Source organism: Hyphomonas sp., assembly GCF_022844445.1.
In the GTDB taxonomy this organism is placed as follows: domain Bacteria; phylum Pseudomonadota; class Alphaproteobacteria; order Caulobacterales; family Hyphomonadaceae; genus Hyphomonas.
Genome location: NZ_JALHLS010000002.1, coordinates 151,223 through 168,056, shown reverse-complemented (window position 1 = coordinate 168,056; position 16,834 = coordinate 151,223). Strand labels below are relative to the sequence as shown.

General features: G+C 63.1%; 10 protein-coding genes. 5 read left to right on the top strand and 5 right to left on the bottom strand.

Features of this window, described 5'->3' with window-relative positions:
* Nucleotides 1-41 precede the first annotated feature (41 nt).
* The 3 genes from Q0C17_RS03825 to Q0C17_RS03815 all read left to right on the top strand — a co-directional run bounded on the left by Q0C17_RS03825 (nt 42) and on the right by Q0C17_RS03815 (nt 2,259).
* Complete coding sequence (locus Q0C17_RS03825) at nt 42-596, top strand: hypothetical protein (RefSeq protein WP_291201564.1); 555 nt, start codon at nt 42-44, stop codon at nt 594-596.
* Nucleotides 597-1,303: 707 nt separating this feature from the next.
* Complete coding sequence (locus tag Q0C17_RS03820) at nt 1,304-1,717, top strand: hypothetical protein (protein ID WP_291201561.1); 414 nt, start codon at nt 1,304-1,306, stop codon at nt 1,715-1,717.
* Nucleotides 1,718-2,016: 299 nt separating this feature from the next.
* Nucleotides 2,017-2,259 carry a hypothetical protein gene (locus tag Q0C17_RS03815; protein WP_291201558.1) on the top strand — a complete coding sequence of 81 codons (243 nt, stop codon included), beginning with the start codon at nt 2,017-2,019 and terminating at the stop codon, nt 2,257-2,259.
* 14 nt (nt 2,260-2,273) lie between these two features.
* On the opposite strand, the gene Q0C17_RS03810 is transcribed toward Q0C17_RS03815, so the two are convergent.
* Nucleotides 2,274-3,545 (bottom strand): DUF6538 domain-containing protein, encoded by a 1,272-nt coding sequence (locus Q0C17_RS03810; RefSeq protein WP_291201554.1) that lies wholly within the window; start codon nt 3,543-3,545, stop codon nt 2,274-2,276.
* Nucleotides 3,546-3,861: 316 nt separating this feature from the next.
* Here Q0C17_RS03810 and Q0C17_RS03805 point away from each other — a divergent pair, with 316 nt between their 5' ends.
* Nucleotides 3,862-5,022 (top strand): tyrosine-type recombinase/integrase, encoded by a 1,161-nt coding sequence (locus Q0C17_RS03805; protein WP_291201551.1) that lies wholly within the window; start codon nt 3,862-3,864, stop codon nt 5,020-5,022.
* A gap of 69 nt (nt 5,023-5,091) precedes the next feature.
* Here Q0C17_RS03805 and Q0C17_RS03800 read toward each other — a convergent pair whose 3' ends face one another.
* From Q0C17_RS03800 to Q0C17_RS03785, 4 genes are all read right to left on the bottom strand, one after another.
* The gene (locus Q0C17_RS03800) at nt 5,092-11,997 is read right to left on the bottom strand and encodes a caspase family protein (RefSeq protein ID WP_291201548.1); all 6,906 of its coding nucleotides are present in this window, start codon (nt 11,995-11,997) and stop codon (nt 5,092-5,094) included.
* Between the two features lie 12 nt (nt 11,998-12,009).
* The gene (locus Q0C17_RS03795) at nt 12,010-13,068 is read right to left on the bottom strand and encodes a MoxR family ATPase (protein WP_291201545.1); all 1,059 of its coding nucleotides are present in this window, start codon (nt 13,066-13,068) and stop codon (nt 12,010-12,012) included.
* On the bottom strand, nt 13,065-14,435 hold the full coding sequence (locus Q0C17_RS03790) for a toll/interleukin-1 receptor domain-containing protein (RefSeq protein ID WP_291201542.1): 1,371 nt from the start codon (nt 14,433-14,435) through the stop codon (nt 13,065-13,067). Before Q0C17_RS03790 ends, Q0C17_RS03795 begins: the two co-directional genes overlap by 4 nt.
* Nucleotides 14,436-14,651: 216 nt before the next feature.
* Nucleotides 14,652-16,043: a formylglycine-generating enzyme family protein gene (locus Q0C17_RS03785; RefSeq protein WP_291201538.1), complete on the bottom strand. Its 1,392-nt coding sequence runs from the start codon at nt 16,041-16,043 to the stop codon at nt 14,652-14,654.
* A gap of 82 nt (nt 16,044-16,125) precedes the next feature.
* Here Q0C17_RS03785 and Q0C17_RS03780 point away from each other — a divergent pair, with 82 nt between their 5' ends.
* Entirely contained in the window at nt 16,126-16,695 is a 570-nt protein-coding gene (locus tag Q0C17_RS03780) for a site-specific integrase (protein ID WP_291201536.1), read from the top strand.
* The last annotated feature ends 139 nt before the right edge of the window (nt 16,696-16,834 follow it).

Sequence of the window (16,834 nt, the reverse complement as noted above, 5' to 3'; positions counted from 1 at the left end):
TTTTTTCGTTCATATTTACTTAATTCGATCACGATGGTAAGGTGCGTGATATCAAACGATTCACGCGTACCATAAAAGGCCAACCCATGTCTCGACGTCCCAAAGGCGGCGCGAAGGCGGACATCTGCGTACACTGCGGTCTATCACGCCGGCAAGTTCTGGCAGGTTCGGCGGCGCTAGCCCTTCCCGCCGGCAATCCCGCGCCACCTGACCCGGTCATTTCAGCCTGCCAAGACTGGATCCGTCTGGATACGGAGCACGAGGGGTTGATATTCCGCTGGCAGACGCTGGAAAGCCAGGCCGTCCGCGAATTCAATTGGTTCCGACTTTCAGAAATCGAGCGCCATCAAGTACCCCTCGCGCCCGAGATGTCCGCTGTCGAGGCGCGCCTGGAGTCATCGTTTGAATCGAGACATTATCTCCTGACCCAGCTGGCGGATATGACCGCTGCGACGCTGCAGGGTATCTGCCTGAAACTAGCGGTCGCCGCAAAAGCTGTTCCGGTCGATGAGAACCCCGAAGCTCATGCGCTGCTCCAAGGCACGCTGAAGGATTTTCAGGCTTTGCTTGAAGCGGGCGCTCCCCCACTGGCATGAATTGCCCTCCCTGCCTCCGGCCGCACCGGCCACCGCGTCGCGAATTCACAAACGAGACCATCCTGACCACGGTCGAAACGCTCCTCCATAATATGATTTATGTTTGGCGCGACGTGCTCCTGCTGCATAGAATTGAAAAGCTGACCTACGCAAATCGGCGAGCGCCTATCCACCTCCCTCGCAGAGTTGATCGCGTACATTGCCAACTCCGCAACGGAACTCGCAGCGGGTCTTATGCCGCAAGGAACCGTGAAAAAGGGTTGCCCCTCTCAGCTCCCCATCCGCATTAGAAGAATATGAACAAGAAAGTTTACGCTCCCGACTCAATATCGATGTGCAGTTCTCGGACGGTTACGACTAAAGCGGCGTGAGAATGGCCGGCGAGGTACAGTCAACCGGTAGGGCAAGTTTAAAGCAGTGGCACCACCCTTCGGGTAGCGCCCTGTCTGCACAACGATTTTCTGGCGCCTTTTGGACAGCTTATTGGTGCATGGATTTCGCCGGAGCTTCAGCTCGTGCGCAAACGTCCGTACACCAATCTTTGCATTGTGCTGCCGCCGCTTGTGCGCGGTTGCGCCACTTTGCAGATGCTCCAACTACGCGGTCTGGATCAGTGGCGGCACTCTAGGAGACATTTCTGGAGTCCTCGCCATGCCCAAGCTCAACCCTCTCATTCAGAGCGCGGTTTTCGTGCCCGGCGCCGCCCGATGAAACCCCGCGTCAATCTCCGCCTCGATGCCACCCTCCTCGCCCAGGTCGAAGCGGCTGCCCTTGAGCGCCGCACGACCAAGACAGACATCCTCGAAGACGCGCTGCGCTGCTATTTCGATCCTGATCGCAGCCGCCCGTTGGAGGACCGGCTCATGCAGCGCATGGACCGTTTCGAACGGCGGATGGGACGCTTGTCCTGGGCGGTTGATCTCAGCGTCGAGCTTGTCTCACAATTCGTGCTCTATTGGCTAACCCGGACAGACCCGATTCCGGAGGCCGACCGGCAGATGGCCCACGCGCTCGGACAGAGGCGATTTGACCACTTCATCAACCAGGTCGCCGGCAAGGTTGGCAGGCGCCGCACGCTTGTTCAGGAATCCCTTCGCTGGGAAGATCCGGACCCGGAGTGAATTCAGCTCGCGGAACTGTTCTCTGACGATCATCCCTAATAGGTGATCGGAAAGCACCCTGCAGAGCTGCTTCCAGGCCGAATGGCAGGCTCTGCCATTCGGCCATAGCCAGCCTCTCTGCCTACGCGGTCCCTCGTCAAGGGCATGGCCGCTCTCGCGGCGCGCGTCCCGCGCGCCCTTGACGAGGGCCCGCGCAGGCATAACCCTCACGCAGACTTTGCACAGCGTTGTCATCTGATGCTGCAAATGGCTCCTGATCCGATTGGCAGCAGGCCGGCCGCTCGGCGATCCTCGGCACCATGCAAACCGTCAGTGCCCAGCGTATCGAAAACGCCATCCGGATCGTTGCCCGGCTGATCGACGCTTCGGGTGATGAATACTGGCCAGTGCTCGAACGGCTGGAAGCAGAGCAAGCGGCGCTTGCCAGCCGGGAGGAACGCCTTGCCCGCTATCTCGCCGGAGAGCGGCCTCAAGCCGCGCGGCGCTTGCTGTCTCCGTCTGTGCGGTCAGTTCTGCGCGAGCCTCCTGCGCAGAGGCGATGAACGCCAGAACCTTTTCAGAGCGCAATCTCGCGCACCAGCCGCGCGACGTGATCGAGCGAAGCGCCCTTGCCATAGCGTTCGCGGTCAAGCCGGTGGCCGAACAGGTCGCGCCGGATACGGTCATCGATACCCGCCGCCAGCATCCGGTCCTCGAATGCATGGCGCAGGGAGTAGAACGAGTGGGCTGGTGTTTCCAGCAGGCCATGGGCCTTGAGGTATTTGTTGACCGTGGCGCTGAGGCCCGCGCTGCTCTCCCGGTAGCGCGGGAACCCGTCTGGGAACGCCTTGAACGCCTCCAGCGAGACGCCCGTCAGCGGGATCACGCGCCTTGCATAGGCGCTTTTCAGCTGCCGCCCTTCTGGCTCGATGGCGATATGCGGCACGGCAGCATCCAGCCGGATCGTCTTCGCGGTAAGGCCTGCGCCCTCGGACGGCCGGTAGCCGGTGTTGACCATGCCGAGCAGGAGGCCGCGCGCCTCATCGTTCAGCCCCGACAGCGCGCCAGGCGCCAGCAGCCGGTTCCTGATCCATTCAGGACTGAACGGCGGACGCGTCCGCGTCTCACCTTCGCGGAACGAGAGCTCGCCAAGCGGCAGGGTGAGGCCCAGCCGCTTCATCGTGTTCACGGTCTTCAGCACATCGCCGAGATGGATGAGGTCCTTGTTGGCCGAGTTGGGCGTGACCTCACCCGCCTCGATCCGCTCCAGCCAGTGCTGGCGAAAGTCCAGCATGTCGTCCCGCGTGATTGCCTCGATCGGCTTGTTGCCGACGATCTCCACGAAGTTGCGCACGGCCTTGAGGCGGGGGTTCTTCCAGCGCCGGAGCTGGTCCTCGCTCTTGCCGAACGTCTTCTCCCGGGCGAGGCCCCAGTAGAGTTCCAGTGCCTTCTCCAGCGTCAGCGAGGGCACGGGAACGGTGCCGAGCAGAGCAGACGCCTCCACCGGATCCGGCGCCGTCCGGCGCGTGCCGATGGCTTCCACGCGCGCCACAAGCTCATCCACGGGAAGGCGGGCGACTAGGCCGACATCCAGATAACGGAAGCCCCGGATGCGGGCGAGCTCATGGGCGGCCGCATGGCGGGCCTCGGCGTCCTCAGTGTCGCCCGCCAGCCTAGCCTCCCAGGCCTCGACCAGATTGCCCCAGGCGCGGTCCGCCTTGCTGCGCGCCACGGTCTCGGAATCGGTATGCAGGCTGATCCAGATCACCTCGCGCGGTTCCACCCCGCGATACCTCTGAGGCACCCGGCGGCGCAGCTGGAACGTGCTCCCGCGCTTCACAATCGACATGCACAGCTCCGTCAGACTTAGCGGACTTTGTGCAGCGAAATGTGTAGCAAAAAATGCAGCGATTCAAGTTCGAGGGCGTGCAGGCCGGTGCAAATCTGTGCAATAAAATCAACAGGCTCAGCGTGTTGTCGCGAGCAATACCCGACTAGGCTGGCGGAGAGGGAGTCCGCATAACTTACTTTCACCCGCATTCGCTCACTTCCTTTTTACACTGTTTTTATTACTATTATTTCCGCTGATTTTCGCTCGCACTCGTTGAAGCCCGCTTAGTTTCGCACTAAAGTGTGGGGACGAATGTGGGGACGGAAACCGGATCATGGGCCAATTGACCGCTTTGAAAGTGAAGGCTTCGAAGGTAGCCGGAAGCTATCAGGATGGCGGAGGCCTCATGCTGATAGTGAGGCCCTCGGGCGCTCAATCGTGGCAGCTCAGGATTCAGGTGAACGGCAAGCGCAGGGACTTCGGACTGGGCTCAGCGTCGGACGTTTCGCTCGCTGACGCACGGCAGAAAGCCGAGGAGCTGCGCCGGCAGTACCGGTCGGGGCTTGACCCGGTCGCCATCAAGCGCGCCGCCAAGGCCGAAGTAGAGGGTATCCCCACCTTCGAAGTCGCTGCTCGCCAGGTTCATGGCGAACACAAAGCAGGCTGGCGCAATGCCAAGCACGCCGCGCAATGGCTCTCGACGCTGGAGGAGTATGCCTTCCCATACATCGGGCAAAAGCCCGTCAGCGAGATCGACGGCCCCGAGATCCGGGACCTGCTTGCCGAGATCTGGCTCTCAAAGCCCGAGACCGCCAGGCGGGTGCGCCAGCGGATCGGCACGGTACTCGATTGGGCGCATGCAAAAGGCTATCGCTCTGCCGAGGCGCCCATGCGATCGGTGAGCCGCGGCCTTCCGCGCCAGCCGAAGCGGGACAACCATTTCGCCGCCCTTCCCTACGAGGAGCTGCCGGCGCTTATGGCTGAGCTTGAATCAACTGTGTCCCTCAGTCGCCTCGCCCTGCGCTTTGCAATCCTCACGGCCTGCCGTTCCGGCGAAGTGCGGGGCGCTACCTGGGCCGAGATCGACCTCAAGCAGCAGACCTGGACAATTCCAGCGGTGCGCATGAAGGCGGGCAAAGAACACGTGGTCCCGCTCTCGGAAGCTGCGTTGGAAATCCTGCGGGCCGCAGAGCCGTTCCGAGGGCGGAGCAAGGGTTCCTTCATCTTCCCGGGCAAGCCCGGAAAGCCGCTGTCTGACATGACGCTGACGAAAGTCATTCGGGATATGGGGCAAGCGCAAATCACAGTGCACGGATTCCGATCAACGTTCCGGGACTGGGCAGCCGAGCAGACATCCACACCTGGCGACGTTGTCGAGGCCGCGCTGGCGCACACGATAAGGAACAAGGTCGAGGCTGCTTACCGACGGACAAACTACTTGGAGAAGCGCCGGGTACTGATGAAAATGTGGAGCGAGTTTTCTGCACCGATCTAACAGTACCGTTCGCCGCCGGATGTTGAGTTCCGAGCACAGAAGCGTAATAATCGTTGTTGCTTTCAAAGCTCACTCGTCACACCCCGCAAAGCAAACCCTCGAAGAAAGACTGGAGCTAATCCACGGTATCTGCCTTCTCTCGGTTTCCCTTGCCACTCGAATACCTACATTGTTGAACACTTGTTCGGCCGTAACTCCTACCTTCACGATCTCCCCCGCCAGCGCAGGTGCATATCTACCTTCTTCTGCATACGTTCCAGGCGACGACGATAACGCGACGAGCGCGTTGGCCTCGGGAATTTGTCTCGCCAGCCCAAGTCTAAAGGCACTACTGGTGTCGCTGCCTTCATCGCTGGTACTAACGTCAAACACCATAAATGCAGCTTCCGAGTCTACTACACTAAGCTGAATCTTTAGGTCGTCGACGCTTAAGCCCTCAGAGAGGAGATCCATTTCGGTCTCAACATTTGCATCGGTTCCAAGCAAGTATGAAGCGCCAGTCCGAGAGCTCTGAACCGCATGCCCTGTGTAATACACAAACGAAATCGACCCGGGTCCAGCACGACCGACGGTATAGAAGAAGTCATCGAATGACTCTCTGAGTTCAAATCCCGTTACGTCGTTGACGCGCATGACGTTAAAGCCAACAGATGATAAAGCCTGCTGAATTTGATCCGCGTCACTTTCAGATAAGCGGAAATCTGAGAGCTTTGAATAGTTGGACTGCGAAACAACAAGAGCAAAACGAGCGCCTTGGTTTATCTCAGCCGCTGGCGTTTCGGTCGCCAATTCGATCCGGTCACGGACTACGTCTCCAGGGCTCTGCTCGTCAGCATCCCCGGTCTTTCGAGCGAACCAGAGTTCGGGAGGCGGCGACTCGCCGAGGGGCGCGCGCGCGCGCACTACCTGCGTGATGCCAATTCTGCGCTTTGCCGTCGCCGCAATCGAACTGGCAGTTTCCTGATCTGCAGCGTCGAAGTAGCGGACTTCGGGAATTGCCGGGCTTTCGGCTGCACGAAGTTCGATGCCGAGGACAGTCATACCTCTGCGGGAAAAGTCCCGTTGCATCTCTTCAGCCTGCGCCCGCTGATCCTCTGATGCGATTGCGATTCGGAATGAGCCGGCCTCCACTGGCAGCGCCTGCTCATCCATGCGGCTTTCCAGTTGTCCGACCGCGCTTTCATACGCAAGACCTTTGTCTCGCGCGATTCCAGCAAGCTTGCGGTCGTAGGCTTCGACCAGGGCCATATAAGGCGAGACGCTCAACGGAGGCTCGCCCTCACGTTTGAGACGGACTTCGAAACCGATGCCAAGTGTTGTCGGGGTGCCGCCAAAATCATTCGAAAGATAACCGAGGAGGTCGCCTTTGCGGACGCTCTGGCCCTCGGAGATGGCGAGCGCAGCCATGTTGAGATGGATGTAGCGATACTCGTGTGTCCCAGCATCAAGCACAACGGTATACACGTCGACGCTGGAAATCACGCCGTCATCGGCGGCAACGACGCTGACTTGCTGGCGGTCCGCCGCTGCGGCCCTGCTGATGTCACGGCAGAGCGCGGGTGTGCCAGCCCGTATACGCACAATGCTGGTGCTCCGGGGGTCCGGGCAGGCTGTATTAGCACGCGAGCTTGACCGGGACTCGCAAAATGTGTCGCGCCAAGGATAGGCAAAATTGCGGGCATCACATTGGTCGCCGCCACTCATGCCGCCGCCCGGACTATAAATATGCGAGTTGAGCCAGGCCGGATGATCCGCGATCGGGAACGCGATCTCGGGCGCCCAGTTGGTGGTATCGGCAAGGCCCGTACCAGATCCATCAATCAGCTCGCCTGCCGGTAGGAACGAAAACTGCAGGTCCGCCTCGGTGAAGTTCGGCCAGTCGCGCGGTTTGCTGCGGCTCTTGTCACTGCGCACGGGGGGGCCGAGTGCAAGGGCTGCAAGGACGCCAGCGTCTTCCATCTGAAGCTCTTCGTCGGCGCCGTAGCGAACGGTCCAGAGGCGCCCATCTGTGCTGAGCATCCGAAACGTGCCCGGAGCATTTCCCGAAAGCAGCTGCCGAGCTGCGCTCGGCGGATCAAGAGGCTGAGACGCGGTCCTGATCGTAGGCCCTGTCTGCACAGCGCGTGCATTTACGAAGTGCACCGAGCCGTCCAGAGTCGCGACAGCAGCGAGTCCTGGCTCTAGCGCAATAAGTGCCGCCGGGGGACCAAACTCGGCGCCTAGGCTGACGGTCCGGCCACCGACGAGCAGGCGTGTTGCGCCGTCTTTCTCGACCGCAGCGAATAAACGCCCGTCTGGTCCGAAGCCGAGTTTCGGCGGCGAGGCGACGCTTACGAACTGGCCTCCCGTCTCCGGGTCGATCAACGGCTGAAGCGAGCTTCCCGGCTCCCGCATAAACACCCGGCCGCTGGCATCGGCGAAAGCAATACGCGGCGCTTGCGGGGTTCCCCCAATTGCGACAGCCGCTGGCCGGCCGCTGCCTGTGCGAACTGGCGCGCCAATCGGATTGCCATCCGCCGTGAACACGGCAAGGTCTCCGGACGCACTGATTGAAAGAATCAGTCCTCCGTCTACGGATGACACAACTTCTGTTGGTGCGAAGTTAAGCTCCTTTTGGATATGGGCTGTTTTCAAATGCATCGCCACAAGCAGGGCCGTAGAAATTGACGCAGTGACGAGGCTCAAGCGTCCCAGTTGCGGTAACAGTGACGCGCGGACGTCTTTAGAAGAGCGAGCGTGCTTGTTTGCTGACGCAAGTCCGAACCGGCTGGAAATCCAGCCAACCACTGACAGGATCAGAAATGGTAGAAATAACAGGCCGAAGGCGTGGACTATCGTTAGGCCTCTCAAAAGAGAGCCTATCAGATCCCCAAATAGGTAACCGCCAAGAACAAAGGTCACGGCTAGCCCTGCACTTCTCAACAACAGCTGCTGCCAACCGCCCGGTTGGGCTAGCGGAACTGCGAAGATATTGAACCCGAGCCTCTCACCGGCCCATCGAAAGAGGAGAAGCCCAAACGGACCGCCGATGAAGCATGTAGCCCAGAGCAATGCATAAGGCACAAGCGCCCCTATGCTGCCAAATGACATAAGACGCGAATAACCAGATGTCTCGCTGAACCATGCAGCAACCATGAAGACCATTGATGTCGTTATCGCGACTAGTGCCAAAGGGGATGCGCGTTCGGCGATCCAGAACAGTCGGACAATGGAGGCACCGGGATGCCAAAAGATCGTAGCGACAAGCCCGCTGACTGCCAGGATAACCAATGGCAGCAAAGCGCCAGTAACCATCGGACCTAAACCGGGGTGCGGCGTAACTGCGAAGACCGTTGCAGCGGAGGCTAAAGCTGCCAAAGCTGTCAACCATTCCGGCGCTCCGAACTGTTCCCAGAAACTGCGCTGAAATATCTGGTTGAGCCGCGTTAGCCGCGCGAGCGGGAAGTCTTCCTCATTTCGTCCCATGAGGAAATCGAGGAGCACCTCATCATCAAACAGGCGTTCCGGCGGGAGCGCTTCCTTCGGCGCCTCGCGCCCGATCCGCAGGCGGAGCTTTTCTTCCTCGGCACGGTCCTGAGGGCGCGCGGCTTCGATGGCACGGGCGATGACTTGGCGCACTTCCTCGCGCCGAACCGGCGACAGCTCGGCAATCAGCGCGCGGCGCAGCCAGTTCGGCATCTGGCCGGCCTTCAGCCATGGAAGCTGGGAGAGGGTCGCAAGGCGAGCTTCGTCATAGAGCGGATCGCGCACTGGGTCGCCGCCCGGGAGGCGAGCGAGTTCGACACCAAGATAGAGGGTCAGGTCCCACTGGATGGCCGGATAGACACCAATAGCGGCGAGCCATTCGAAACCCTGAGCATCGAGACCGCCCCTCAGTTCACGAATGAGACGGCGCAGCGTGAGTTCGTCCGGCACCGACGGGTAGAGGAAGCGCTGGCCGCCGCCCCGGAAGATGTCCGGCAGCGGCCGCGCGAGCCCGTCCCCTTTGGGATTGAGGCGGGCGGCACTGTCAACGCCGTCCAGACCGAGAAGGTCGGACAGGGTGAGAAGGCCTTCCGGCGTCGCGCGCCCGATCGGCATCGAGAGGCCTTCGGCGAGCGCATATTCTTCGCGGCTCCAGTCGGCGAGAGCGACCGGGGTGAGCAAGGCGCGTCGCGGCCAGAACCGCAGCTTCTGCGCGACAGGGCGCGGCTCGAAGCTCACCGGATCGAGGAACCCCTCCCCCGTCCCGAGAATGATCAGGCGGTGTTCCGGAAACCGCGTCTGGGCCTGTTCGATCGTGATGCGGCGCGCGCGGTCGTCACTTTCGAGTTCGCCGGGCTCGGTCTGGAAGTACCAGATGTCATAATCGACGAGGCCCTTCAGGCGCTCGATCAACTGGCGCAGCCGAAGGGCTTCGTGGTCCGACGCGGAGGCGCGTTCGATCAGGATTAGATATTCCGGGCGGGCGCGTGTGCTGGCATAGACCGGGGTGATGAACACGCCGCCTTCGCGCAGGGTGGCCGACAGGGTTTCCCTGATGTCGAGCGCTGAGGAGGCCTGCGGGGTGCGGCTCAGCAGCCGCTGGCCGGCGCGCTGGAAGAGGCCCGCGTCAAACGCAACCCGGCGCCCGGCATCGCTGACGAGATCTGTATGCAGCGGCGGCACTCGCGGCTGGCGCCGCCGGAGGAATGGCCGCCGCAGGGCATATTTTGTGAAGAACCAGAACAGAAAGCCCAGCGGAACAGCGGCGGCGAGCCAGCGCAGCCAGGCTGGCGCAACCGAAGAGGCGGGATGCGGCGGCGGGGATTTCCATACCTGCTCGGGCGCCGGCAATCGCTCATCGCCGAGGATCGCCAGCGCGCGGTTGACGGCGCCGGCGGACGCGCCATCGATCGCAGGCTCTGCGTTCAGGCGGTCCACCAGCAGGCCAATGTCCGCCGGCGGAGCCTCTTCAGCGGCGATGGCCGTCAAGGGCGCGATCAGGGCGGGCGCGCCATCAACGCTGGCCGTTTCAAAGGCGCGGCTGGCTGCTGTATCGAGTTCTGCAATCGGCGGCGCCTCCGCAGGCGCTTCGATCCGGGCGAGCGCCAGCGCCAGCCTTGCCCAGCCGGACGTTTCCTCGCTGCCGGGCCGGAACAGGTCGAGTGGCACGCCGACGGGCAAACCGCTGAGCTCGTTCAAACGAGCTGCCATCCGCTGGGATGTCCATGCCGTGGTGAAGAGGGCGCTGGTCCAGGCCCCGTCCGCCCCGGCGCGCCAGACACGCGCGGTGAGGTCGTTAGAGTCGGTGACGATCGACGCGCCGTCAGGCGAGAACGCCGCGGATGTGACCTCCCTCCGATGCCCTTTGAGGACGGTGCTGGTCCAGGTCCCGTCCGCCCCCGCGCGCCAGACCCGCGCGGTGCCGTCATCAGACGCGGTGACGATCGACGCGCCGTCCGGGGAGAACGCAGCGGAGCGGACCGGGCCTACATGCCCGTCGAGGATTGTACTGGTCCAGGCCCCGTCGGCCCCCGCACGCCAGACTCGCGTAGTCATGTCCTCAGACGCGGTGATGATTGACTCGCCGTCCGGTGAGAACGTGGCGGAGAAGACAGGCCCCCCATGCCCTTCGAGCACGGTGCTGCTCCAGGCCCCGTCCGCCCCCACGCGCCAGACCCGCGCGGTGCCGTCATAAGACGCGGTGACGATCGACGCGCCGTCCGGTGAGAACCCGGCGGTGTTAACCCAGCCTCCGTGCCCTTCGAGGACAGCGCTGGTCCAGGTCCCGTCCTCCCTCGCGCGCCAGACACGCGCGTTGTTTTCCTGAGACGTAATGACAATCGACGCGCCGTCCGGTGAGAATGTGGCGGAGCGGACCTCGTTCTCAGGCCCGTTGAGGACGGTGCTGGTCCACGCCCCGTCCGCCCCGGCGCGCCAGACACGCGCGGTGCTGTCCCAGGACGCGGTGACGATCGACGCGCCGTCCGGTGAGAATGCGGCGGAGGTGACCTCCTCCCAATGCCCTTTGAGGACGGTGCTGGTCCAGGCCCCGTCCGCCCCGGCGCGCCAGACACGTGCGGTGTTGTCACCCGACGCGGTGACGATCGACGCGCCGTCCGGGGAGAATGCGGCGGAGGTGACATAGCTCCCATGCCCTTTGAGGACGGTTGGGGTCCAGGCCCCGTCCGTCCCCGCGCGCCAGACACGCGCGGTGTTGTCCTCGGACGCTGTGACGATCGACGCGCCGTCCGGTGAGAACCCGGCGGAGAGGACAGACACCGCATTAATGACCGTGGGCGCAGAGGTCCGCTCGACGAAGTTCGCCCGTCCATGTTCTGGATCAAGCATGACCGAGGCGGCGACCTCTTCCAGTGTCGGGGCGAAGTCATGTTGCTCTGCTGCAGCCAGTACGCGCGCAAGCCAACGGTCCGCAGTCTGAAGGATGGGCGCGTCTTCCTCGACGATGTCCGGAGCCATGCGTTCAATGCGGGAGCCCCCCCCGGCCACTCGATCAAGCGCTACAGGTTCTGCGGCCGCAGGCTGGTCCGCAGGCTTCCAAGGCCGCACTGCGCCCGCCCAGATCAGGCCGGCGAGCAGCACCGCGCCCAGAAGGCATATCCAGACCTGCAGGGTCAAGCGCCAGGCAGGCCCCTTCTCTTCCGAGCGCTTGTGCTCGGCGCTTCCGTCACCCCGTTGCAGCGCCGCCTCGGGCGAGAGGCGGCCAAGGATCGCGAAGAACCGCTCGCGCTCTTCCCGGCTGCGCGCGAGTATGGGTGCCAGCAATGGCCCAAGTTCGCGCAGCAGGCGCGTGGAATCTACATCAGCGGCCAGCTCCGAGGCCGCGCCCTGCCTGTCCTGCAACCAGCGAGCAGTCACGGCATGCGCCGCAACGCGTTCCCGGGCGCCGATGGTCAGCCCGTCTTCCTGAAGCTGCGCGAGGAACACGTCCAGCAGGTCCCCGAGTCCTGGGGACGTATCCGGTTCGCGCGTGTCCTCTCCGCCGTCGGCCATATGAGCGGCGTCTCAGTCTGGCCGGCCGGAGGCCTGGCCGGAGACCCATTTCTCGGCGTGGGCGAGCGCGTCTCGCCGGTCCGACTTGTTCTTGACGAGCGACGAGAGGGTTTCGCGCACGAGCGCTGGCTGCCCGCGCAGTGTCTGGCCGGGTTTTGCGCCGCGTTGCACGAGCAACTGGATCCAGTTGATCAGTTCGGCCGTCGAGGGCTCCTTGACGAGGCGCGTGTGGCCATTGGCATGGCGCAGGTCGTAAAACAGGTCTAGCGCATCAGTGAGCAGCGGCGAGCCCTGCTCGATACCGGTAAGGCGCCGGGCCACGATCTCGCCCATGCGGGCCTTGTCCGGGAACGGAATATCATAATAGACGCAGCGACGCAGGAACGGATCGGGCAGACCCTTCTCCGAGTTCGAGGTCAGGATGACGATTGGCCGGAAGGCGTTCGGCACGCCTGCTTCGCCCGCCTCGCTGCCGGGCGTGCCGGCATTCTGCAGTTCGGGGACACGGAACGCGAGACGATCGATCTCGGTGAGAAGGTCGTTCGGGAAGTCGCGCGGCGCCTTGTCGATCTCATCGATCAGGACCACCGCCCGCCGCGGGGCGCCGGGATGGGTGAAGCTGCCCTGCCCGTCAGGCGGCAGGAGCGGCTGAATCGCGGCCGAGTCCTTCGGGAAGGCTTCAAGGATCGCGCGGCCGAGGGCCTGGTAACGGATGAACAGGCGGGGGTCGGCCGCGTCCCTCGCCTTGAACGCTGTCAGGGCGTCATAGGTATAAAAGAGGTCGCGCGCCGCGCTGGTGGACTTGGTGTCGAACCGGTGCAGCGGACAGGCGAGATCATTTGCCAGTGCGTCGGCGAGGCGGGTCTTGCCGGTGCCGGGCTCGCCGGTGAGCAGCAGCGGCATGCCGAGCACGAGCGCGACGTTGACGGCGTGGCTGAGATCGGGGTCCGGCAAGTAAAGGGCAGGATCCTCGCTGCGCGCGCGGTCGACCAGCGGGATCGCCTCTGCTTGCGGCGCCGGGCCATCGGCAAGGCCGCGCCTGAACCATGGATAGGGCGGCGGAGTGCTCATCTGGGATTGATCCTCAACGAAGTCGTGTCCTTAGCGAGCACGGGAAGCAGCCGGTTATTCCAGTCTTCCATGCTGATGCCGGTCTTGCGCGCCTTGCCGGCAAAGAACGTTTCGAACTGGCGGCCAAGGTCCAGATAAAGCGGGCTGGAGGTGTCCTCGATGTGCTTGCGGCGCCAGTCATCGGCGTCCTTGCGGTAGAGCGGGCCGAGAATTTCGAGCAGTTCGACACCGAACCCGCTGGCGGCCGGGCGCTTGGTCTGGGCCTTCGCGAGTTTGCCAAGGTCCTTCCAGGCCTGCCGGGTCGAGACCCCGCGCTGGTTGCGCAAGGCGGGCACGGGTTTCCAGCCGGGCGGCGCTGCCTCGGTGACGACCATCAGGACCGGCAGCAGCGGCGCGCCTGAGCCTGCCGTGCTCAGGCGGCTCCAATATTCGACCCAGGCCTGCACAATCCGGGCACTGCCTTTATGCCAGTCATCAAAATCCATCACCGACTGGACCAGTAAGGGCGCCTGACGCGCGCGCCGCAGGACAGCGCCTACGTCCTTGTCTGGCAGCTTCAAGGCGCTACGCAGGCTGTTCTCATACCAGCTGTCAAACTCTTCCGCGCGGTCGACCCGGGGCCAGTCAACCTTCAGCACTTCGCAGCACCGCCCCTCACCGAGAACGCGCGCACTGGTATGGCGCCGCAGGCGGTCCATGAACTGGTCCGGGCATTCATTACGGGGCGCCTTGGCGATCAGGGCACGGACAGACTGGCCGAGGGTTTCCCGGAGCCGGATTTCGGCTTTCTGCTCCTGCGACTGGCGATTGGCGAGGAAAGGTAGGAAGGGGTCCCGGGCCGGGGCCTCGCCGAGCGAGGCGAGCCGGCGCTGCAGGGTGCGCTCCATTACCCTACCCACATCCTCAAGCAGGGCCTGACGCCGTCCCGGGTCAGCCTGCAGATCGATGATCTGAGCTTCTCCGATCCGCACCGGAATCGCGGTAAAGGCGACATCGTCGATCCGGCAGACCACGGCTTTGCGCGCCGTGAGCGCCTGTGAGACCTCCCGCCAGATGACTCCCTCTTTCTTGTAGGTGTCCAACTCATAGCGCTCGCAGAACTTCCGGCTGACGCAGACGAGGATACAGGCGGCGTCTTCGAGTGCATCATCGATCTGGTCTTCCCAGCGCCCGTCGCCGCGCAGATCGTGAAAGTGGGTCGCAATGTCGGCATCTGAGAAGCCGAGGGCGCGCGGATCGTCGAGCCAGATCTTCAAGCCTTTTTCGATCAGCGCGGTGACAACCGACGCCAGCAAGGGCGTGTGCGCCTTGTCATGCTTGGCATGACTGACGAATACGAACGGCTTCGACCGGATACTGGCGGTCATCGCTGGCACGTCCCTCCCTGATTACCGGAACGTTAACTTTGAGGCGCCGGGACGCCAAGCAGAGATTTGCAGGCTGCGCCGGGATGGCGCTGCAAAAACAACGCAAACCCGCTCCGCGGGTAAAGAGGGGCAGGAGGCCAAGCCGTTCCAGACAGGCACCTGTCCGGATTTCCTCATAGGTAAACCTGTATACAGGAGAACAGGTAAGCTTCCGCCTTAAGGCGGAAGCGTCCTCGCAACCCGGAACCCCAGACTGCTGACCCGGTTGCCGGGATCGGACCTGTAGCGGATGGCGGACCGCAGGTACTGCGGTGCGTCGCCCCACGAGCCGCCGCGGATCACGCGGGCAGAGCACTCTCCGGTTGGGGCGCCGCCCTCCGGGGGGGCGCCCGAATAATCGCCGTCACAATCCTCGACCCATTCCGCGACATTGCCGTGCATATCGTACAGCCCGAAAGCGTTCGCCGCAAAACTGCCTGCCGGCGCGGTATTCAGATAGCCGTCATCGCAGCCCGATGTGGTCCAGTCCGGGTACGATTTTCTTGCCCTCGCATCGGCGCCGTTCATATGCCCGCAGCCGCGATCGGCATCGGTTCCAAATGAATAGGCTGTCGTCGTCCCCGCCCGCGCCGCATATTCCCATTCGGCTTCGGTTAGCAGTCGGTAGCTATGACCAGTCTCGCCGCTGAGCCAGGCCATGTAGGACCTGGCATCTTCCCAATTTATGCAGACGACGGGATCGTTGAGCGACTGAGGAAACGCTGGCGATGTCCAGTTGGCCTCAGGAGTCCCCCCCCATTCGCTGTTCCCGAGGGGGTCAGCGAAACAATTGCCGCCGGCTGAATGGCCGGTTGCACGGGTGAACTGACGGAACTGCTCAAGCGTGACTTCAAAACGGCCGACCGCCAGCGGCGCGGCGATGTCGACTTGCCTTTGTGGGCCCTCGTCGTCGTTGCGGCCCTCTTCGCTTGCAGGCGACCCCATCGTGAACTTGCCGGACGGGACAACAACCATATCCGGGCAGTCCTGGCAGTCCCGGAACATGGTGCCTGGTTGTGGGCGAACGCCTTTCGGAAGGATGGGCGCGCGGACGGAAGGCGCGTCCAACTGGCGGGCAAGCGAGGCCGGGTTCAGTGACCATTCGGCACGCGCGGCGGCAGAGACCAGTTGCGCGCCGCCTGGCCGCCAGAGCCTTGTCGCCGCCCATTCGCGCAGCGCGGGCTCCGGCGCGAGGGCTGCATCGCGCAGGCCCAGCGCAGAAACGGGTGTCAGGCGAAGCCCGCCTTCCACATCGATCGTGCGCACCGCTTTTCCATCCGGCGTGAACTGGACGTCCACAAGCGGCGCTGCATGCCCCCGGACGAGACCGACGAACTCGCCGTCCGCGCGGCGCACTTCGGCGGCGCCGTCATCGCGGATAACGGCGGTGAACTGGCCATCCGGCGACAAGGCCCCGGCGAAACCCGCCTGCCCTTCCGGACGCGACAGGTGCGCCTCGATGTCGGGCGCTGTTCGGACCAGAAAGACGCATCCCGCAATCACCGCGGCCGCGAGCAGGCTGGCCGATGCAAGCCTTGTCCATATTCTGTTTCGTATCTTGAGGGCCAACGCGAACCTCCCACCTTTGCGAGACGCTACTCCGATTGGGCGCCGCCCGTCCACATTTGCGCCTCACCTGCCGCGCCAGCCGATGCGTGACAATCACTTCGCCGCCCTGCCCTATGAGGAATTGCCGGCGCTTATGGCAGAGCTTGAAACGACTGTTTCGCTCGGTCGCCTAGCGCTGCGCTTTGCTATCCTGACAGCCTGCCGTTCCGGCGAAGTGCGGGGCGCTACCTGGGCCGAGATCGACCTCAAGCAGCAGACCTGGACAATTCCAGCGGTGCGCATGAAGGCGGGCAAAGAACACGTGGTCCCGCTCTCGGAAGCTGCGTTGGAAATCCTGCGGGCCGCAGAGCCGTTCCGAGGGCGGAGCAAGGGTTCCTTCATCTTCCCGGGCAAGCCCGGAAAGCCGCTGTCTGACATGACGCTGACGAAAGTCATTCGGGATATGGGGCAAGCGCAAATCACAGTGCACGGATTCCGATCAACGTTCCGGGACTGGGCAGCCGAGCAGACATCCACACCTGGCGACGTTGTCGAGGCCGCGCTGGCGCACACGATAAGGAACAAGGTCGAGGCTGCTTACCGACGGACAAACTACTTGGAGAAGCGCCGGGTACTGATGGATGCTTGGAGTTCGTATCTCGCAACGTTTTAGTGGAGGCACATCACCACGCCACCCGGTGATCATGGACTTACAACAATCAGCGCCCGAACATGAGCATCGGCGGCATCACTCCTGCCTTGAAACTGAAACTTGCCGCGTGAAGTCCAGCAATCCGGCCGCTCAAAAATTG